Source organism: Streptomyces sp. NPDC028711, assembly GCF_055565415.1.
In genome coordinates, this window is the sequence record NZ_JBVHUJ010000007.1 from 337,170 (window position 1) to 355,152 (window position 17,983).

The 17,983-nt window shown below is 71.9% G+C and carries 20 protein-coding genes; 5 read left to right on the forward strand and 15 right to left on the reverse strand.

What is annotated here, in order from left to right:
* Positions 1-74: 74 nt before the first annotated feature.
* On the reverse strand, positions 75-272 hold the full coding sequence (locus ACZ4VK_RS23420; protein WP_389684666.1) for a hypothetical protein: 198 nt from the start codon (positions 270-272) through the stop codon (positions 75-77).
* A 93-nt stretch (positions 273-365) separates the two neighbouring features.
* Between ACZ4VK_RS23420 and upp the strand changes: the two genes are divergently transcribed.
* Positions 366-1,001 (forward strand): uracil phosphoribosyltransferase, encoded by a 636-nt coding sequence (gene upp / locus ACZ4VK_RS23425; protein WP_468355102.1) that lies wholly within the window; start codon positions 366-368, stop codon positions 999-1,001.
* A 76-nt stretch (positions 1,002-1,077) separates the two neighbouring features.
* Here the strand turns inward: upp and ACZ4VK_RS23430 are convergent, their stop codons facing one another.
* Positions 1,078-1,707, reverse strand: coding sequence for a LytR C-terminal domain-containing protein (locus ACZ4VK_RS23430; RefSeq protein WP_468355105.1), 630 nt, complete (start codon positions 1,705-1,707; stop codon positions 1,078-1,080).
* 115 nt (positions 1,708-1,822) lie between these two features.
* On the reverse strand, positions 1,823-2,119 hold the full coding sequence (locus tag ACZ4VK_RS23435) for a type II toxin-antitoxin system VapB family antitoxin (protein ID WP_015034993.1): 297 nt from the start codon (positions 2,117-2,119) through the stop codon (positions 1,823-1,825).
* Between the two features lie 95 nt (positions 2,120-2,214).
* Here ACZ4VK_RS23435 and ACZ4VK_RS23440 point away from each other — a divergent pair, with 95 nt between their 5' ends.
* Positions 2,215-3,792 (forward strand): helicase HerA-like domain-containing protein, encoded by a 1,578-nt coding sequence (locus ACZ4VK_RS23440; protein WP_468355108.1) that lies wholly within the window; start codon positions 2,215-2,217, stop codon positions 3,790-3,792.
* 69 nt (positions 3,793-3,861) lie between these two features.
* Here ACZ4VK_RS23440 and ACZ4VK_RS23445 read toward each other — a convergent pair whose 3' ends face one another.
* The 5 genes from ACZ4VK_RS23445 to ACZ4VK_RS23465 form a co-directional block, all read right to left on the reverse strand.
* A complete protein-coding gene (locus ACZ4VK_RS23445) occupies positions 3,862-5,415 on the reverse strand; it encodes a M28 family metallopeptidase (protein ID WP_468355111.1) in 1,554 nt (517 codons plus the stop codon).
* Positions 5,416-5,530: 115 nt separating this feature from the next.
* On the reverse strand, positions 5,531-6,142 hold the full coding sequence (locus tag ACZ4VK_RS23450; RefSeq protein ID WP_468355114.1) for an HhH-GPD-type base excision DNA repair protein: 612 nt from the start codon (positions 6,140-6,142) through the stop codon (positions 5,531-5,533).
* 42 nt (positions 6,143-6,184) lie between these two features.
* Positions 6,185-7,141 (reverse strand): prolyl aminopeptidase, encoded by a 957-nt coding sequence (gene pip, locus ACZ4VK_RS23455; RefSeq protein WP_468355117.1) that lies wholly within the window; start codon positions 7,139-7,141, stop codon positions 6,185-6,187.
* Between the two features lie 30 nt (positions 7,142-7,171).
* On the reverse strand, positions 7,172-7,732 hold the full coding sequence (locus ACZ4VK_RS23460; protein ID WP_468355120.1) for an RBBP9/YdeN family alpha/beta hydrolase: 561 nt from the start codon (positions 7,730-7,732) through the stop codon (positions 7,172-7,174).
* A gap of 136 nt (positions 7,733-7,868) precedes the next feature.
* Positions 7,869-10,148 carry an ATP-binding cassette domain-containing protein gene (locus ACZ4VK_RS23465; RefSeq protein WP_468355123.1) on the reverse strand — a complete coding sequence of 760 codons (2,280 nt, stop codon included), beginning with the start codon at positions 10,146-10,148 and terminating at the stop codon, positions 7,869-7,871.
* 99 nt (positions 10,149-10,247) lie between these two features.
* Between ACZ4VK_RS23465 and ACZ4VK_RS23470 the strand changes: the two genes are divergently transcribed.
* A complete protein-coding gene (locus ACZ4VK_RS23470; RefSeq protein ID WP_468355126.1) occupies positions 10,248-11,021 on the forward strand; it encodes a TetR/AcrR family transcriptional regulator in 774 nt (257 codons plus the stop codon).
* 137 nt (positions 11,022-11,158) lie between these two features.
* On the opposite strand, the gene ACZ4VK_RS23475 is transcribed toward ACZ4VK_RS23470, so the two are convergent.
* On the reverse strand, positions 11,159-11,794 hold the full coding sequence (locus ACZ4VK_RS23475) for a TetR/AcrR family transcriptional regulator (protein ID WP_468355129.1): 636 nt from the start codon (positions 11,792-11,794) through the stop codon (positions 11,159-11,161).
* Between the two features lie 210 nt (positions 11,795-12,004).
* On the opposite strand from ACZ4VK_RS23475, the gene wrbA reads away from it, so the two are divergent.
* Entirely contained in the window at positions 12,005-12,613 is a 609-nt protein-coding gene (wrbA, locus tag ACZ4VK_RS23480) for an NAD(P)H:quinone oxidoreductase (RefSeq protein WP_468355132.1), read from the forward strand.
* 138 nt (positions 12,614-12,751) lie between these two features.
* Here wrbA and ACZ4VK_RS23485 read toward each other — a convergent pair whose 3' ends face one another.
* A complete protein-coding gene (locus tag ACZ4VK_RS23485; protein WP_389684675.1) occupies positions 12,752-13,039 on the reverse strand; it encodes a metal-sensitive transcriptional regulator in 288 nt (95 codons plus the stop codon).
* Between the two features lie 79 nt (positions 13,040-13,118).
* On the opposite strand from ACZ4VK_RS23485, the gene ACZ4VK_RS23490 reads away from it, so the two are divergent.
* On the forward strand, positions 13,119-13,724 hold the full coding sequence (locus ACZ4VK_RS23490) for a rhodanese-like domain-containing protein (protein ID WP_468355135.1): 606 nt from the start codon (positions 13,119-13,121) through the stop codon (positions 13,722-13,724).
* A 9-nt stretch (positions 13,725-13,733) separates the two neighbouring features.
* Here the strand turns inward: ACZ4VK_RS23490 and ACZ4VK_RS23495 are convergent, their stop codons facing one another.
* The 5 genes from ACZ4VK_RS23495 to ACZ4VK_RS23515 all read right to left on the reverse strand — a co-directional run bounded on the left by ACZ4VK_RS23495 (position 13,734) and on the right by ACZ4VK_RS23515 (position 17,939).
* Positions 13,734-14,276: a GNAT family N-acetyltransferase gene (locus tag ACZ4VK_RS23495; RefSeq protein WP_468355138.1), complete on the reverse strand. Its 543-nt coding sequence runs from the start codon at positions 14,274-14,276 to the stop codon at positions 13,734-13,736.
* Positions 14,277-14,337: 61 nt separating this feature from the next.
* Positions 14,338-14,754: a YciI family protein gene (locus ACZ4VK_RS23500; RefSeq protein ID WP_468355141.1), complete on the reverse strand. Its 417-nt coding sequence runs from the start codon at positions 14,752-14,754 to the stop codon at positions 14,338-14,340.
* A 197-nt stretch (positions 14,755-14,951) separates the two neighbouring features.
* The gene (locus ACZ4VK_RS23505) at positions 14,952-16,010 is read right to left on the reverse strand and encodes an aldo/keto reductase (RefSeq protein ID WP_468355144.1); all 1,059 of its coding nucleotides are present in this window, start codon (positions 16,008-16,010) and stop codon (positions 14,952-14,954) included.
* Between the two features lie 93 nt (positions 16,011-16,103).
* Complete coding sequence (locus tag ACZ4VK_RS23510; RefSeq protein ID WP_468355147.1) at positions 16,104-16,940, reverse strand: alpha/beta fold hydrolase; 837 nt, start codon at positions 16,938-16,940, stop codon at positions 16,104-16,106.
* A 21-nt stretch (positions 16,941-16,961) separates the two neighbouring features.
* The gene (locus ACZ4VK_RS23515; protein ID WP_468355150.1) at positions 16,962-17,939 is read right to left on the reverse strand and encodes an ArsR/SmtB family transcription factor; all 978 of its coding nucleotides are present in this window, start codon (positions 17,937-17,939) and stop codon (positions 16,962-16,964) included.
* Positions 17,940-17,983: the final 44 nt, after the last annotated feature.

Consider the following 17,983-nt stretch of genomic DNA (forward strand, 5'->3'; position numbering starts at 1 on the left):
GCGCACAACGGGCCGTACCGGGGCCGCTCACCAGCGGAGGGGCGGGAGAGGCGGGCGTGGTGGCCTGGCGGGTCTCACCAGCGGAAGGTGCGCATCCGCATGGCTTGGCGCATCCGGGCGGCCCGCGCGCGTCTCGGCTGTACGCGCTCGCGCAGCGCCTTGGCCTCGTTCAGTTCGCGGAGGAACTGGGCGCGGCGCCTGCGGCGCTCCGTGTCGGTCTCCGGGCGAGGTTCCTCGGGGGGCTCGCCACGCTTCTGTGCAAGGTCGGGCATCGGACACTCCACCCCATCGCTGGGTCCCCGTGCCCTCCACCTTCCCCCAGCCGCGTGGGTGGATGCCAGTGCGCGGCGGGCTACTGTTGAGTCATGCGTCTCCACGTCGTCGATCACCCGCTGGTCGCCCACAAGCTCACCACTCTGCGCGACAAGCGCACGGACTCCGCGACCTTCCGCCGGCTCGCCGACGAGCTGGTCACCCTGCTCGCCTACGAGGCCACCAGGGACGTCCGGACCGAGCGGGTCGACATCGAGACCCCCGTCACGCCCACGACCGGCGTGAAGCTGTCGTACCCGCGTCCGCTGGTGGTCCCGATCCTGCGTGCCGGGCTCGGCATGCTCGACGGCATGGTCCGGCTGCTCCCGACCGCCGAGGTCGGCTTCCTCGGCATGATCCGCAACGAGGAGACGCTGGAGGCGTCGACCTACGCCACGCGGATGCCCGAGGACCTCTCGGGCCGCCAGGTGTACGTCCTCGACCCGATGCTGGCGACCGGCGGCACGCTGGTCGCGGCGATCCAGGAGCTCATCAAGCGCGGCGCGGACGACGTGACCGCGGTGGTGCTCCTCGCCGCCCCGGAGGGCGTCGAGGTCATGGAGCGCGAGCTCGCGGGCACCCCCGTCACCGTCGTGACGGCCTCGGTCGACGAGCGTCTCAACGAGAACGGCTACATCGTTCCGGGCCTGGGCGACGCGGGCGACCGCATGTACGGCTCGGCCGAATAAGGCACAGCCGGCTCCGCCGAGTAACACACATCCCGCTCCGCCGAACAGGCGCAGTCGGCTTCGGCGAACAGCTCCCTCAGCACTTTCCTGGAGGTACGGGCGCGGGCTTGGTCAGGGCGACCAGGGCCGCGTCCGCCGTCGCTTTCGGGGCCAGGGTCTTGAAGGCGGTGCCGATGATCAGGTCGACGTCCGCCGTGGCCCGGGTGTCCGTCTTGGTCGTGGCGCCCTTGAGCTGGGTGCCGAGGACCGGGAAGGCGCCCTTGGTGGCGGTCGTGGCGCCGAGCAGCAGGCCGGCGCCGGGGACCTTCTTGTCGTAGGCGGTGGGCGCGTTCCCCACCTTGCCGATCTTGAAGCCGCGCTTCTTGAGCTCGTCCGCGGTCGACTTGGCGAGCCCGCTGCGCGGGGTCGCGTTGTAGACGTTGACCGTGATCTGGGCGGGCTTGGGGAAGGCGGCGGCCGGTGGGGCGGTCGCGCGGGCGACGGGTTTGCAGTCGGCCTGTTTCCCGGCGGTCGTCTTCTTCCCCTCGTCGCCGGAGAAGACGTCGACGAGCTGGAGCGTGCCCCAGCCTGCCGCGCCGAGCACGACCACGGCAGCAGCGGCCGCGAGGACGATCCTGCGCCGACGGTGGGGGCGGCGCATGCGCGGGTAGACGTCCCCCGTGATGCGGTACTTTCCGCCCATTCCGGGGGGAGTGAGCATGCTCATGAACGCAGCGTAATGCCGCCCGTCGGCGATGCCTACTTGATGATCATGTGATCGCGTCCGGATGGGGGCGAACTGACCCCGAAAGGCTCAGCGGGGCGGGCCGGTGGGCGCCGTCTCAGTCCATTTCCAGGACGCGGGCGTGCAGCACCTGGCGCTGCTGGAGCGCCGCGCGGACGGCGCGGTGCAGTCCGTCCTCGAGGTAGAGATCGCCCTGCCACTTCACGACGTGCGCGAAGAGGTCGCCGTAGAAGGTGGAGTCCTCGGCGAGCAGCGTCTCCAGGTCCAGCTGGCCCTTGGTGGTCACCAGCTGATCGAGGCGGACCGGGCGCGGGGCGACGTCCGCCCACTGCCGGGTGCTTTCCCGGCCGTGGTCGGGATACGGCTTTCCGTTTCCGATGCGCTTGAAGATCACACGGAAAGCCTACCGGGCGAGCGGCTCCCGGCGCAGCCACGCGACCCGGGTGCGATGCTGGGACGAACCGTACGCAAGTGGGACAGGGGTCCGTCATGAGCGTGAGCGAGCAGCCGTCGACCAGCCCCTCGGCGGAGATCGCCGCGGGATACGCCTTCGACGGAGCGGCACTCGATCTGGGGGCCCTGCTCTGGGACGGCGTCTGTCACCCGGACGCTCCGGTCCGCATCCCGCTGCCCGTCCTCAACCGTCACGGCCTGGTCGCCGGCGCGACCGGCACCGGCAAGACGAAGACGCTCCAGCTGATCGCCGAGCAGCTGTCCGCGCACGGGGTGCCGGTCTTCCTCGCCGACATCAAGGGCGACGTCTCCGGGATCTCGGCCCCCGGCGTGGACGGCGAGAAGGTCCGCGAGCGGGCGTCCCAGGTCGGGCAGGGCTGGGCGGCCAAGGGCTTCCCCTGCGAGTTCTACGGGCTCGGGGGCATCGGCCCCGGCATCCCCGTGCGCGCCACGGTGACCGGTTTCGGCCCCGTACTCCTCTCCAAGGTGCTCCAGCTCAACCAGACGCAGGAGCAGTCGCTCGGCCTGATCTTCCACTACGCCGACTCCAAGGGTCTGGAGCTCGTGGACCTCAAGGACCTGAGGGCGGTGGTGGCCTTCCTGGTGTCGGACACCGGGAAGGCGGAGCTGAAGGGGATCGGCGGGCTCTCGACGGTGACGGCCGGGGTGATCCTGCGGGCGCTCACGGCCTTCGAGCAGCAGGGCGCGGGCGGGTTCTTCGGGGAGCCGGAGTTCGACACGGCCGAGCTCCTGAGGACGGCGGCGGACGGGCGCGGGATCGTCTCCGTCCTGGAGCTGCCGTCGGTGCAGGACAGGCCGCAGCTCTTCTCGACGTTCCTGATGTGGATGCTCGCGGACCTCTTCCACGACCTTCCGGAGGTCGGCGACCTGGAGAAGCCGAAGCTGGTCTTCTTCTTCGACGAGGCGCATCTGCTCTTCGGCGGGGCGTCGAAGGCGTTCCTGGAGTCGATCACCCAGACGGTGCGGCTGATCCGCTCGAAGGGGGTCGGCGTGTTCTTCGTGACCCAGACGCCGAAGGACGTTCCCCCGGACGTGCTCGCCCAGCTCGGCAACCGGGTGCAGCACGCGCTGCGCGCCTTCACCCCGGACGACGCCAAGGCGCTGAAGGCGACCGTACGGACGTTTCCGAAGTCGCCGTACGACCTGGAGGAGGTGCTCACGGGCCTCGGTACGGGCGAGGCGGTGGTCACCGTACTGAGCGAGGAGGGCGCCCCGACCCCGGTGGCCGCGACCCGGCTGCGTGCGCCGGAGTCGCTGATGGGGCCGATCGGCGCGGCGGAGCTGGACGCGGCGGTGAAGGCTTCGCCGCTGTTCGGCCGGTACGCGGAGGCGGTGGACCGGGAGTCGGCGTACGAGAGGCTGACGGCCGAGCAGCGGACGGCGGAGGCGGCGGCGCTCGAAGCGGCGGAGGCGCGGGAAGCCGGGAAGAAGCCCGGGACGGACGCGAGGGCCCCTCGTCGGAAGGAGGAGCCCTCGCTCGCCGAACAGGTGGTGGGCAGCGGGATCTTCACGTCCCTGGCCCGGTCGATCGGCACCCAGCTGGGCCGGGAGATCAGCCGCTCGCTCTTCGGGACGGCCCGCCGGCGCAGGTGACGGCCGGCCGCCTCACGTGGACGGCCCGCCGGCGCAGGTGACCGTCCACGCCCTCACGCGAGGTGACGACTACTCGGTGACCTCGTGGTGGTCGTCGTGCAGGCCGCCGCCGCTGCCCGCGTCGCCCTCGGTGGGCACGGAGACGACCGGCTTGCGCAGGGAGGAGATGTCGTGGGCGTAGGTGCCCACGGCGTTGGCGATGACGTCGATGTTCACGTCGAAGGCCGTCATGTTGACGTTGTCGAGGTCGTCGCCCGCCGCGTGGTAGTTCACGTCGTAGGCGACGCCCGCCTCGCCGCCGTACTTGGCGGCCTGGGCGGCGGTCTTGACGCCCTCGGCGCCGGTGAAGGTGCCACCGGAGGGGATGCCGACCCCGATGAACGGGCCGTAGTCGGAGCGGCCGGTGAAGTCGGTGCCCTCGTGCGGGACTCCGCTCCTGTCCATGAAGTCGGTGATGTCCCGCTCCAGCTGGGCCGAGCCCTCGGGTCCCGCGTCCTCGCCGACGTTGTCCGAGTTGTCGCCGTCGTAGACGAAAAGCCCGTAGTTCGGCGAGGCGATCATGTCGAAGTTGAGGTAGAGCTTGATCTCCTTCTTGTCCAGCGCCGTACGGGTGTTCACGTAGTGCTTGGAGCCGAGGAGGCCGACCTCCTCCGCCGACCACCAGGCGAAGCGGACCTTGTTGCGGACCTTGTCCTTCGACTGGGCGAGTTCCAGGGCGGCCTGGAGGAGGCCGGCCGAGCCGGAGCCGTTGTCGTTGATGCCGGGGCCCGCGGTGACGGAGTCGAGGTGCGAGCCGAGCATCACGGTGTTGGCTGCGTTGCCGCCCCTGGTCTCCGCGATGACGTTGTTGGTGACGCGCTTCTCCTGGAGCTGGCGGATCTCCAGGGAGAGCGAGACCGGGCCCTTCGCGAGGTCGGCGGCGAGCTTGTCGCCCTCGGCCTGGCTGAGACCGCCGGTGGGTATCTTGCCGGCGGCCGGTTCGCTGAGGGTGCCGGAGAGGACGCCCTCGACGTTGTTGTAGATGACGGCGGCGGCGGCACCGGCCGCGGCGGCCTGCTGCTGCTTGATGGCGAAGGAGCAGCCACCGCGCTTGATCAGCGCGATCTTCCCGGTGAAGGTGCCGGTGGCGTAGTCGGCCGGCTCGCAGCCGGTGGTGCCGTCGGCGTCGAGGGGGACGGCCACGAGGTCGGTGGTGATGCCGCCGACGGGGGTGGACTTGGTGTACGTCATCGCCTTGACGTCGAGCGTCCGGGGCTCGGGGGCGACGACGGAGGCCTTCTCGGTGAGCGTCTCGGTGTAGATGAAGTCGAACTGCTGGTACGAGACGTCGTAACCGGCCTTCTTGAGCTGCGTGTACACGTACGCGGCCGAGGCGTCGTGGCCGAGCGTGCCGGCGGCGCGGTTGCCGCCGGCCGAGTCGGCTATCGCCTGGAACTTCTGCAGGTGCTTGTAGGCCTCCTGGGCGGAGGTTTCGCGGACCAGCTTCTTCGCCAGCTTGGCGGCATCGCGGGCGGGTGCGGCCGCCGGGTCCTGCCCCGCGGTGGCGGGGGAGGAGAGGACCAGGGGGGTGGCGAGGGCGGCGGCGGCCAGAATGGCCGCGGCTCGGCGCTGGGTAGCGTTCACAGAAGTCCTTCCCGTTACGGACGAGGTTGAGGGGAAGTTAGCCATCCGCCGGGCCTCCTGTGAACACCTTCTCCACGATTCCTGTCCCATGAAGCAGGATTGAAATCTGGACGGGTCATTTCCCGGAGGGTTTGGGATCCTTCGCGGATTTCGCCGCTTTCGCGGCCGCCTTCATCTCCTGCTTGTGGGCCCGCACCTTCGCCAGCGACTCCGGTCCGGTGATGTCGGCGGCCGAGCGGTACGCGCCCTCCTCGCCGTACGGTCCCGCCGCCTCCCGCCAGCCCGTGGGCCGTACCCCGTACCGCTTGCCGAGCAGGGCCAGGAAGATCTGCGCCTTCTGCTTGCCGAAACCGGGCAGCGCCTGGAGCCGCGCGAGCAGCTCCTCGCCGGGCGCCGCGTCGGCCCAGACGGCCTCGGCATCGCCCCCGTACTCGTCGACGAGGAACCGGCACAGTTGCTGTACGCGCTGGGCCATCGACCCGGGGTAACGGTGCACGGCGGGCTTCTCGGAGAGCAGCGCGGCGAACTCCTCCGGGTCCCGGGAGGCGATCTCGTGCGCGTCGAGATCGTCCGCGCCGAGCCGGGTGGCGATGGTGTACGGCCCGGAGAAGGCCCATTCCATCGGAACCTGCTGGTCGAGGAGCATGCCGACGAGCGCGGCGAGCGGGGACCGGCCGAGCAGGGCGTCGGCCTCCGGCTGCTGGGCGAGATGGATCTCGGGACTCATACCCCGATCATCCCGCCGGGGCAGCCGGCTCGCCCGGTGGACTCATCCCTTCGCGAAGCCGTCGAGGGCGTCCAGGAGGTGCCTCCGGGTCTCCTCGCCGCCGAGGTGACCGGCGCCCTCGACCACCCGGAGTCCGGCGTCCGGCCAGGCACGGGCGAGCTCCCAGGCGGTGTCGAGGGGACCGGCGAGGTCGGCTCTGCCGTGGACGAGGACACCGGGGATGCCGGCGAGCCGGTGGGCGTCCCGGAGCAGCGCGCCCTCCTCCAGCCAGGCGCCGTGCGCGAAGTAGTGGGAGCAGACGCGGACGAAGCCGAGGCGGGCGTCGTCGACGCGGTCGGTGTACGGGGTGCCCATGCCCTCGAGGGAGAGCACGGCGTCCTCCCAGGCGCACCAGTCGGCGGCGGCCTTCTGCCGTACGGCGAGGTCGGGGTGGTTCATGAGGGCGGCGTACGCGGCGACGAGCCGGTCGGCGCCGGTCTCGGGCCCGTCCGGGATTCCGGCGCCCGAGCGGAAGCGCTCGTGGGCCTCGGGGAAGAACCGCGCGACCCCCTCGTACAGCCAGCGGATCTCGGAGCGGCGGGTGGTGGTCACCCCGTTGAGAACGATCGCGGAGACCCGCTCGGGATGGGCCTCGGCGTACGCCAGGATCAGGGTCGAGCCCCAGGAGCCGCCGAAGAGCAGCCACCGGTCGATCCCGAGGTGCTCGCGCAGCCGCTCCATGTCGGCGATCAGGTGCGCGGTGGTGTTCACGGCCATGTCGGCGGCGGGGTCGCTCGCGTGCGGGGTGGAGCGTCCGCAGCCGCGCTGGTCGAAGAGGACGAGCCGGTACGCCTCCGGGTCGAAGTACCGCCGGCTGTGCGGGGAGGACCCGGAGCCCGGCCCCCCGTGCACGACGAGCGCGGGCCGGCCCGCCGGATTGCCGGAGACCTCCCAGTGGACGAGGTTCCCGTCACCCACGTCGAGCCGGCCCTGGTCGTACGGTGCGGTCTCGGAGTACATCCGACCGATCCTAGGGGGGCGTCTCGCGCGCTACCGCCCCTTGATCCGAACCACCGGGTCCTCGCACCACTCCAGCAGCGACGCCCACTCCCCGTACCCCGAGTCGGGATTGAGGTGCGCGCCGCCCGGTACGTGGTCGAGGTCCAGGCCGAGGGGGACGCCGTAGTGCAGGTCGGCGCCCTCCGGGCAGTACGGGTCGCCGTCGCCGTACACGAGCCGCGCCCCGAGGCCCGTCTCCGTCAGGTCGAGCCCGTCGGCGAAGGCGGCGATCGCGGGGATCGAGGCGGTCACGGGCGGCGACGGCGGGGCGACGAGCAGCACCCGGTCGGCCTCGGGCCTGCGTCCGCCCGCCCGCAGCCAGAGGAGCACGGACAGGCTGTGCGCGAGGACGACGAACTCACCTTCGGCCGGCCGCTCCCCATGCTGCTCCAGGGCGGCGAGCCACTCCCCGAGCACGGGCGCGTCGGGCCGGGGCAACTGCGGATACCGCACCTCGTGCCCCCGCCCGCGCAACTCCCCGGCGAGCCAGTGCTGCCAGTGGCCGGGCGTGCGGTGGTTCTGGTAGCCGTGCAGGATCAGATAGCTGGTCATGACGTGATCGTGCGTTCCGCGCGGCAGCCGGGTCCAGATGGTTCCACGTGGTGGACGGGCGTACGGCCCCCGGCTGCCCCATGGCGACGCGGGGCGTCGGTCACCCGCCCTGGCCCATGGCGACGCGGAGCGACCGTCAGCCGCCCACGTACTCCCTCAGGTGACGTGCCGTCAGCGTGTCCCCCTTCTCGACCAGTTGGGCGGGCGTGCCCTCGAAGACGATCCGGCCGCCGTCGTGGCCCGCGCCCGGACCCAGGTCGATCAGCCAGTCGGCGTGGGCCATGACGGCCTGGTGGTGCTCGATGACGACGACCGTGTTGCCGGCCTCGACGAGGCGGTCGAGGAGGGCGAGGAGCTGGTCGACGTCGGCGAGGTGGAGGCCGGTGGTCGGTTCGTCGAGGACGTAGACCGCGGCCTTCTCCGCCATGTGGATGGCGAGCTTGAGGCGTTGGCGCTCGCCGCCGGAGAGCGTGTTGAGGGGCTGGCCGAGGCGGAGGTAGCCGAGGCCGACGTCCTTCAGGCGGCCGAGGATCGTGCGGGCCTGGCCCTTCGCCGAGAGGGCCGTGAAGAAGTCGTACGCCTCCTCGATCGACAGCGAAAGGACCTCGTGGATGTTCTTCCCGTCCAGCCGGTACGTGAGGACCTCGGGCGTGAACCGCTTGCCCTCGCACTCCTCGCAGACCGAGGCCACGCCCGCCGCGATGGCCAGGTCGGTGTAGACGAGCCCGAGGCCGTTGCAGCGCGGGCAGGCGCCCTCCGAGTTGGCGCTGAAGAGCGCCGCCTTGACGCCGTTGGCCTTGGCGAAGGCCGTACGGATCGGGCCGAGGAGCCCCGTGTACGTCGCCGGGTTCGAGCGCCGCGAGCCGCGGATGGGGGACTGGTCGGCGACGACGACCCCCTCGCGGCCCGGCAGGTTGCCGTGGATGAGGGAGGACTTGCCGGAGCCCGCCACGCCCGTGACCACGGTGAGGACCCCGGTCGGGATCTCGACGCTCACGTCCTTCAGGTTGTGCTGCGTGGCGCCGCTGATGGCGAGGGCGCCGGTGGGGACGCGTACCTCGGGGCGGAGCTTCGCCCGGTGCGCGAGGTGGTTCCCGGTGAGGGTGCCGGAGGTGCGCAGTCCCGGCACGTTCCCGCTGTAGCAGATCTCGCCGCCCGCGGTCCCGGCCCGCGGTCCCAGGTCGACGACGTGGTCGGCGATCTCGATGACCTCGGGCTTGTGCTCGACGACGAGGACGGTGTTGCCCTTGTCGCGCAGCCGCAGGAGCAGGTCGTTCATGCGGCGGACGTCGTGCGGGTGCAGTCCGGTGGTCGGCTCGTCGAAGACGTACGTGACGTCGGTGAGCGGGGAGCCGAGGTGGCGGACCATCTTCACGCGCTGCGCCTCGCCGCCGGAGAGCGTGCCGGACGACCGGTCGAGGGAGAGGTAGCCGAGGCCGATCTCGACGAGCGAGTCGAGCAGCTCGCGCAGCCCGGCGAGGAGCGGGGCGACGGAGGGCTCCTCCATCCGGCGGACGAACGCGGCGAGGTCGCTGATCTGCATCGCCGAGCACTCGGCGATGTTCACCCCGTCGATACGGGAGGACAGCGCGGCCCGGGTGAGCCGCGCGCCCTCGCACTCGGGGCAGGTGCGGAAGACGACCGCCCGGTCGACGAAGGCCTTGATGTGGGCCTGGAGCGACTCCCGGTCCTTGGCGAGGAAGAGCCGCTGGACCTTCGGCACGAGCCCTTCGTAGGTGAAGGTGTTGCTGCCGACCTTCACCTTGCAGGACGGCTTGTGGAGGAAGTCCTCCCACTCCCGCTCGGTGAAGTCCGCGAGCTTCCTGTCGCGCGGGTAGAAGCCGGATTCGGCCATGATCCGCCAGTACCAGGAGTCCACGGCGAAGTTGGGGACGGTGATCGCGCCCTCGTCGAGGCTCTTCTCCCGGTCCACGAGCTGGTCGACGTCGATGTCGGAGACCTCTCCGGCGCCCTCGCAGCGCGGGCACATGCCTTCGGGCAGGTTGAAGCTGAAGGCGCCGGAGGTGCCGATGTGCGGGGTGCCGAGGCGGCTGAAGACGATCCGCAGCATCGTGTACGCGTCGGTGGCGGTGCCCACGGTGGAGCGGGAGTTGGCGCCCATCCGCTCCTGGTCGACGACGATCGCCGCGCTCAGGTTGTGGAGTCCGTCCACGTCGGGGCGGGCGAGGGTCGGCATGAAGGACTGGAGGAAGGCGCTGTACGTCTCGTTGATGAGGCGCTGCGACTCGGCCGCGATGGTGCCGAAGACGAGCGAGGACTTCCCGGAGCCGGAGACGCCGGTGAAGACGGTGAGGCGGCGCTTGGGGAGGTCGACGTCGACGTTCCTGAGGTTGTTCTCCCGGGCCCCACGGACCTGGATGACGTGGTGGCTGTCCGCTGCGACGGGGTGGTTCATGCGTGCGCCCTCCGATGCTCGTCCGCTGGCTCGGGAAGGGTACTCTATACAGCGTACGAAGTTAGCGATAATTGGTCTGACCTGCGAGAACGGAACGACATGGCGGCCTCGAAGGGCAAGAGCAGCAGCGGCGCCGGCGACCCCGCGCGCACCCTGGAACTGTTGTGGCGCGACGGCACCGAGGCCCCGGCCGGCCGCCGGGGCCCCCGACAGGGCCTCACCGTCGACGCGGTCGTCGACGCCGCCCTCGCCCTCGCGGACCGCGCCGGGCTCGACGGGCTCACCATGCGCGCGGTGGCCCAGCACCTCGGCGTGACCCCGATGACGCTCTACACCTACGTCCCCGGCAAGGCCGAGCTCCTCGACCTCATGCTGGACGCCGTCTTCCTCCGTATGGACCGGCCGCCGTTCCGCCCGGAGGAACCCTGGCGGACCCGGGTCACGGCGGTCGCCGACGCCAACCGGGCACTGCACCTGCGCCACCCGTGGCTGGTCGAACTGCGGATCGTACGGGCGCCGTTGGGGCCCGGCGTGATGACCAAGTACGAGTACGAGCTCGGCGCCTTCGAAGGGCTCGGGCTCGACGACGTGTCCCGCGACTCGGCCCTGACGTACGTCCTCGGCTTCGTGCAGTCCGGCGCGCGGGCGGAGCTGGACGCACGGGCCGTGGCCCGCGAGAGCGCGATGTCCGACGGCGAGTGGTGGGCCGCCCACGAACCCCTGCTCACCCGGGTCCTCGACGGGACCCGGTTCCCGCTGGCCGCACGGGTGGGCGAGGCGGCGGCGATCGCGTACGACGGCCTGTACGACGCGGAACACGCGTACCGCTTCGGCCTGGGAAGGGTCCTGGACGGACTGGCGGCGCTGGGCTGACGTCCACGCGCCGGGGGCGTGTGTCAGGGCGCGCAGCCGGAGCGGCTCTCCGGGAGGTGTTTCGGGTGTGCGGCCGGAGCGGCTCTCCGGGCGGGCGTGTCAGGCGCGCAGCCGGAGCGGCGGCTCTACGTCAGGAGTCAGGCGCGCAGCCGGAGCAGCTCCCGTACCCCCGCCTTCAGGCGGTCCGCCGGCAGTTCCTGCTCGACCGCCAGATGGTGCATGACGTCGGGGGAGAACGGCGCGAGCAGCAGATGGGCCAGGAGCGCGCTGTCGGGCCCGGGCCTGAGCTGCCCGATCAGCATGGTGACGTGCGTGTGCATCACCCGGTACGCACCGCTCTGATAGCGCGTGCGGGGCGCGGCGGAGTGCGCGGCCAGCAGGATCTCGCGCTGCTCCCCGATCCGGTCGACGAGCGCGTCGAGGAAGGCGTCGAGCCGTTCGGCGGCCGGGGCACCGGGGCCCAGCGGCGGCGGGCCGCTCATGTACGCCTCCTGGAACCGGCGCTCGCGGTCGTCGAGGAGCGCCCACAGGAGCTGGGAGACGTCGCCGAAGCGGCGGTAGACGGTGCCGACGCCGATGCCGCTGGCGTGGGCGACCTGGTTCATGGTGACGGCGTGCGGGCCGTCCTCGGTGACGATCCGGGCGGCGGCGTCGAGGATCTTGCGCCGGTTGCGGGCCGCGTCGGCGCGCTCGGGGGCGGGGGTGCCGACGGTGGGGAGCAGGCCGGGCAGCGGCGCCGCCGCGCCTCCGGCCTGCGGGTTCTCCGTGCTCATCCGGTCGGCTCCTCTGCCCTGTGCGCCCCGTCTCCCCCGCTCCGGTCGCTGTCGTTGTCGCTCGTACGAAAGTCCGATCCGGCCGCTGTCGGCCGGTAGGTCTCGTCGGTCCCTGAGCTGAGCATACCCGCCCCCCTTGCGAACCGGATAGTGATCCGCTTAGCTTTGGTCCAGAGAAACGGAACGTAATCCGGTTGAGGAGAGTTCGCCATGTCCGTCAAGGTCGCCGTCATCTACTACTCGGCCACGGGTGCCGTCCACCAGCTCGCGCAGGCCGTCGCCGAGGGCGCCGAGAAGGCTGGCGCCGAGGTGCGCCTGCGCCGGGTGCCCGAGCTCGCCCCCGACGCCGCCATCGACTCGAACCCGGCCTGGCGGGCGCATGTGGACGCCACCGGTGACGTGGAGACCGCCACGCTCGAGGACCTGGAGTGGGCGGACGCGTACGCGCTCGGCTCGCCGACCCGTTTCGGCAACGTGGCCGCGCAGCTGAAGCAGTACATCGACACCACGGGCGGGCTGTGGCAGCGGGGCGTCATGGCGGACAAGCCCGCGACCGCCTTCACCAGCGCGCACAACCTGCACGGCGGCAACGAGTCGACGCTGCTCGCGCTCTACAACACGTTCCACCACTGGGGCTCGGTCATCGTCTCCCCCGGCTTCACCGACCCGGCGGTCTACGCGGCCGGCGGCAACCCGTACGGCACCGCCCACCCGGGCGCGAACGGGGCCCCGGAGGAGAACGTCCTCCAGGCCGCCCGCTACCAGGGCGCCCGCCTCACGAAGATCGCGAAGCGCCTGAAGGGCCTGGCCGACGACTGACGCGGGACTGCGATGGGCCACGGACGCGGACGTACCCCTGGGGGATCTCCCCGGGGGTACGTCCATGTCGGGGTCAGGGTCGGGGCCGGGGCGGGTGCCGGAGGGTTTGGAGCCTCGGGCCTCCGGGATCGGGGATCGCTACGCCAGCGACAGAAAGAGCTTCTCGAGCCGGGCGCGCATCGCGTCACGGTCCTCGCCGTTCGCGCGGCCTTCTTCGGCGTCGGCCAGACACTGCTGCAGCCCGGTGGCGATGATCGCGAACCCGGCCCGGTCCAGGGCCCGGGAGGCGGCGGCCAGCTGGGTGACGACCTCCTCGCAGTCCCGGCCCTCCTCGATCATCCTGATCACGCCGGCGATCTGGCCCTGGGCCCGGCGCAGCCGGTTCAGGACCGCCTTGAGCTCCGTACCGGCGAGATCCAGTTCCACAGCTACTCCTCGATCGATACCCCAGGGGGTAATTTAATCCCCGCACGGGGTTCCACGACGACCAAGGATGACAGCTGCCATGAACGCACCCCTCCTGCTCGACCCCGACCAGGCCCGCACCCGGCTGGCCGAACTCACCGTGGTCGACGTGCGCACACCCGCGGAGTACGCCTCCGGGCACGTGCCCGGAGCGCTCAACGTCCCCCTCGACCGGCTCGACCGGGCCGTGCCCGCGCTGCGGGAGGCGGCGGCGCGAGGCGGGCTGCTCGTCGTCTGCCAGTCCGGCGGCCGCTCGGCCGCCGCGTGCGCCCGGCTCGCAGGCCACGGCATCGCCGTCCACGACCTCGACGGCGGTACGAGCGGCTGGGCGGCCCGCGGGCACGGCCTCGAACGCCCGGAGGGTGCCACGGTGAAGCCGGTGTGGGCGATGGACCGCCAGGTCAGGCTGGTCGCGGGCGCGCTGGTGCTGCTGGGCCTCGCCCTCGGGCTCCTCGTCCACCCGGCGTTCCAGCTGCTGTCGGCGGGCGTCGCGGGCGGGCTTGTCTTCTCGGCGCTGACCAACACCTGCGGCATGGCTCTGGTGCTGGGCAGGCTCCCGTACAACCGGAGGAGCACGTGCGCGACGGACGACCTGGACGCGACCCTGACCCGGCTCCGTGAGGGGGACGCACGGCAGGACCGGTGACCGCCCGGGTCACAGGGGGCTGAGGAGCATCAGGATCTCGTCGCGATCGTCCCCCGGCGCCAGCCGCAGGGCACCGGGCCAGCGACCGGTCTCCCGCCAGCCGAGGCGGCCGTAGAACTCCTCGAGCCCGAGGCCGCCGCGCGCGGCCAGCCGGAGCTGTTCCAGCCCCATCTCGTCGCGGGCGATCTCCCGCACGCGGTTCACGAGGGCGGCTCCGATCCCGCGTCCGCGCAGGCCCGTCCGGGTCTGCACGTGGTGGAGCGTCCCCCAGTGGGAGACGAGCGCGAAGGGGTCACGGCGCACGTTCAGCCACCCGGCGAGGCCGCCGCCGGCCCTCGCGACCACGAGGCGGCTCGTCCCGGGCGCGAGGCCCGCGACGAGGGCGTCGACCGCCGGGGCGGCCAGGCCCGCGTCGATGGGAGGGAACGGGAACCCCGCCGCCCCGCCGGCGTTGGTGACCTCGACCCAGCAGTCGACGAGCTCCCGCCGCAGCTCCGGGGTGACGTCGTGGGGATCGGTGACCTGCCGGAGGTCGAGGGGTGCGTTGTCCACAAGGGGATCCTCGCACCCGGCACCGACAGCGCCGGGTGCGGTCCACCCCCGCCCCCAGGGCTCAGTCCTGGCTCGGGCCGATCTCGTCGATCGGGCGGATGACGACCGGGTACTCCGGCGCTCCGGCCGGCTGCGGGCAGCGGGCCACCTGGGCGGCGATCTCCGTGACGCGGTCGAGGGAGGCGCAGTCGAGGACCCAGTAACCGGCGATGACCTCCTTGGTCTCCGCGTACGGGCCGTCCGTGACGACCGGCTTGCCGTCTCCGTCCACCGTCACGAACCGGGTCGTGGACGGGGCGGCGAGACCCTGGGCGTCGACCATCTCGCCGGACGCCGACAGCTCCTCGTTGATCGCGTTCATGTGGTCGAACATCGTCTGGACGTCCGACTTGCTCCACGCGGGACTGTTCGCGGTGGGACGGCCCACCATGGCCTCGTAGTCGGCCTGCGCGCCCTGCACCATCACCAGGTACTTCATGACGTCCTCCTCATGTGGGTACTGCCTCTCGCAGGACAGTCGGAGCCGGGGGCGGGTTCTCGACACGGCACGCGGCGACGGCCGGAAAAGAAGCAGAAATCACCCGCCCGCCCCACTCGCCCCACCCGACCGAGCCGGGCCCGTGGATACGGAGCAGCTCACCGCGAACCGACGGGAGCCGGGTCGACCGGCCGGAGTCAGGACGCGGCGCGCTCGTCCAACGGCCGCCGCCGAAGGGCCGTTTCGGTGAGGTGGGACGGCCGCCAGGCCCCGTCCGGCTGGTAGAGGTTCGTCCCCGGCGGCACGATCGCGTCGATCCGGTCGAGGACGTCGTCCGTGAGCAGGAGGGGCGCGCCCTTCAGCAGGCCTTCCAGCTGCTCCATCGCCCGGGGTCCGATGATGACCGAGGTCACGGCCGGGTGCGCGGCGGCGAAGGCGATGGCGAGCTCGGGCAGGGAGCATCCGATCTCGTCCGCGAGCGCGATGAACTCCTCGACGGCGTCGAGCTTCGCGGCGTTGCCGGGGAGCGCCGGGTCGAAGCGGTGGGGGGTGAGGGCGGGCCGCCCGCTGGTGAGGTCGATCGGCCGGCCCTTGCGGTACTTGCCGGTGAGGAAGCCGGAGGCGAGCGGGCTCCAGGTCAGCACGCCCATCCCGTACCGCCGTGCGACCGGCAGGACGGACGCCTCGACGCCCCGCGCGAGCAGTGAGTACGGCGGCTGCTCGGAGCGGAAGCGGCGCAGCCCGCGCCGCTCGGCGACGGCGTGGGCCTCGACGATCTCCTCGGCGGGGAAGGTGGAGCAGCCGAAGGCACGGATCTTCCCCTGGGAGACGAGGTCGCCGAGGACGTCGAGGGTCTCCTCGATGTCCGTGCGGTGGTCGGGCCGGTGGACCTGGTAGAGGTCGATCCAGTCGGTGCCGAGCCGCTTGAGGCTGTTCTCGACGGCCCGGGTGATCCAGCGGCGCGAGGTGCCGCCCCGGTTGGGGCCCTCGCCGCCGAACGGGAAGTACACCTTGGTGGCGAGCACGGTCTCGTCGCGGCGACGGGGGTCGCGCAGTGCCTTGCCGACGATCTCCTCGGACTCGCCGGCCGAGTACATGTCGGCGGTGTCCACGAAGTTGATGCCCCGGTCGAGGGCGGCATGGATGATCCGTACGGACTCCTGATGGTCCGGATTGCCGACGGCGCCGAACATCATCGTGCCGAGGCAGTAGGTACTGACGTCGATCCCGGTCCCGCCGAGTATCCGATAGCGCATGGGCGCACTCTAGGAACTGGAGTGTGCTCGAAGGCAAGAGGAAGGAGAAGACCTCGGAAGACCTCGGAAGACCTCGGAAGACTTCAGCAGACTTCAGAGGACATCCCGAAGGAAGTCGACGATCAGCCGGTGCAGAGCCCCGGGCCGCTCCAGATGCAGGTCGTGCCCGGCGCCCGGCAGGCTGACGCCGCGCAGTGCGGGCCGGAGCCGGACCATCTCCGCGTACTCGTCACCGCCGATGATCCCGCCCTGTTCGCCCTGTCCGAGGACCGCGAGCGTGGGACAGGCGACGGCCCCCCATTCGTCCCAGAAGGCGCGGGTGGCGTTCTCGTCGAGGGACCCCACCATGACCTCGGGGTCGAAACGCGGCCACAGCCCGTCCGCGCGCTCTTCGAGCCCACGGGCCCACCCCTCCCCTACGGGTTCCGTGCCGCCGCCCAGATACGCGGCGGCCGCCTCCCGCGACGGGAACGGCACCGGCCACGCCCGCAGCCAACTCCCTATCTGCTCCTGGACACCGGGGCCGGCCCCGCCGGGCCCGGCCTCGACGAGGACGAGGGCGCGCGGCAGCCCGGGACGGGCGGCGGCCGTGAGCAGGGCGGTACTCCCGCCGAGCGACTGCCCGACCATCACGGGCCGCGTCAGGCCGAGTTGCTCGATGGCGGCGACGGCGTCGGCGACGTACGCGGCACGCGAGACGTCCCCGGGGTGCCGCTCGCTGCCGCCGTGCCCGCGCTGATCGAGGGCGACGACGCGGTGGCCGGAGTCCCGCAGCAGCCGGGCGGTGGCGTCCCATTCGCCGGCGTGTCCGGCGAGCCCGTGCAGCAGGAGTACGTCGGGACCCGAGCCGCCCCAGTCGCGGCAGAGCAGCCGTACTCCGTCACGCACCACGGACCGCTCCGACCAGGAGGGGAGAGGAGAGGAAGTCATCCGTCCATGATCCCCTGACCCCTACGGGTTGAGGAGCTGGTCGGCGACGGCGGTGCGGGCGTAGAGGACGGAGCGTCCGCTGCGATGGGCGGTGACCAGACCGGCGTTCCGCAGGGCGATGAGGTGCTGGGAGACCCCGGCCGCGGAGAGACCGCACTGCGTGGCGAGCTGGGTGGTGGACGCGGGGGTGTCGAGTTCGGCGAGGAGCAGGGCGCGGGAACGCCCGAGGACGGCGGCGACAGCCTCCGTCGCGTCGGCGGTACGGGGTTCCCAGACGGTGCCGAATCCCCGGGCGGGATAGGCGAGTTGAGGCGGGTCGGGGCGAACGGACCGGGTGAGCACCCGCGGCCAGGCGAAGACGGAGGGAACGAGCAGCAGCCCGGACCCCGCCCGGTCGCGGCTGAGCGAGCAGTGCCGCCGTACGAGACGCAGGGTGCCGTCGTCCCACCGCACTGTCTCGTGGAGCTCGCTCAGGACCCGGGCGGAACCGTGCTCGGCGACCTGTCGGGCCCGGTGGAAGACATCGGCTTCGAGCACCTGCTGGATCCGCGCCCAGTAGGGGGCGAGGGCGAGCTCCCAGTAGGTCTCGATCTCATCGGCGACCTTCAGGAGGGCGGCGGCGGGATCGTCGTACAGAATCCGCGCCCTGGCCCCGGCCCCGCCCTCTCTCGCCAGCATGCCGAGATCGTTCCGTACCTGGTCGGCGGGGGTGCGGCGGATGGCGTCGAGTTCGGCGTCAAGGGTGGGGAAGGGCCCGGCGGGGGTGGGGTTGAGGAAGTCGGCGAGGTAGCCGTCGCGGGGCACGAGCGCGGCGAGCCAGCCCCGGTCGAGCCCGGCCCGCCCGATCCGCGGCCGGACCTGGGCGGCCCAGCGCCGGTGGGGCGCGGAGTCGGGCAGACGGGTGAGGACGCGGTAGCTGGTGACGACCTCCCACATGGGGGAGACGGCGAAGCGCGTCTGGGCGAGGTCGGCGGCGGAGAAGCTGAGCCCGGATTCCACAGTTCGATGTCCTAGGTGGGGGGCGGGTACCGGCACCGGCAGGG

What these genes read in the sequence shown, in the direction of transcription:
- ACZ4VK_RS23420 (WP_389684666.1), bottom strand. Translation starts at nt 272, where the DNA reads ATGCCCGACCTTGCACAGAAGCGTGGCGAGCCCCCCGAGGAACCTCGC.
- upp (WP_468355102.1), top strand. Translation starts at nt 366, where the DNA reads ATGCGTCTCCACGTCGTCGATCACCCGCTGGTCGCCCACAAGCTCACC.
- ACZ4VK_RS23430 (WP_468355105.1), bottom strand. Translation starts at nt 1,707, where the DNA reads ATGAGCATGCTCACTCCCCCCGGAATGGGCGGAAAGTACCGCATCACG.
- ACZ4VK_RS23440 (WP_468355108.1), top strand. Translation starts at nt 2,215, where the DNA reads ATGAGCGTGAGCGAGCAGCCGTCGACCAGCCCCTCGGCGGAGATCGCC.
- ACZ4VK_RS23450 (WP_468355114.1), bottom strand. Translation starts at nt 6,142, where the DNA reads ATGAGTCCCGAGATCCATCTCGCCCAGCAGCCGGAGGCCGACGCCCTG.
- pip (WP_468355117.1), bottom strand. Translation starts at nt 7,141, where the DNA reads ATGTACTCCGAGACCGCACCGTACGACCAGGGCCGGCTCGACGTGGGT.
- ACZ4VK_RS23460 (WP_468355120.1), bottom strand. Translation starts at nt 7,732, where the DNA reads ATGACCAGCTATCTGATCCTGCACGGCTACCAGAACCACCGCACGCCC.
- ACZ4VK_RS23465 (WP_468355123.1), bottom strand. Translation starts at nt 10,148, where the DNA reads ATGAACCACCCCGTCGCAGCGGACAGCCACCACGTCATCCAGGTCCGT.
- ACZ4VK_RS23470 (WP_468355126.1), top strand. Translation starts at nt 10,248, where the DNA reads ATGGCGGCCTCGAAGGGCAAGAGCAGCAGCGGCGCCGGCGACCCCGCG.
- ACZ4VK_RS23475 (WP_468355129.1), bottom strand. Translation starts at nt 11,794, where the DNA reads ATGAGCACGGAGAACCCGCAGGCCGGAGGCGCGGCGGCGCCGCTGCCC.
- wrbA (WP_468355132.1), top strand. Translation starts at nt 12,005, where the DNA reads ATGTCCGTCAAGGTCGCCGTCATCTACTACTCGGCCACGGGTGCCGTC.
- ACZ4VK_RS23490 (WP_468355135.1), top strand. Translation starts at nt 13,119, where the DNA reads ATGAACGCACCCCTCCTGCTCGACCCCGACCAGGCCCGCACCCGGCTG.
- ACZ4VK_RS23500 (WP_468355141.1), bottom strand. Translation starts at nt 14,754, where the DNA reads ATGAAGTACCTGGTGATGGTGCAGGGCGCGCAGGCCGACTACGAGGCC.
- ACZ4VK_RS23505 (WP_468355144.1), bottom strand. Translation starts at nt 16,010, where the DNA reads ATGCGCTATCGGATACTCGGCGGGACCGGGATCGACGTCAGTACCTAC.
- ACZ4VK_RS23510 (WP_468355147.1), bottom strand. Translation starts at nt 16,940, where the DNA reads ATGACTTCCTCTCCTCTCCCCTCCTGGTCGGAGCGGTCCGTGGTGCGT.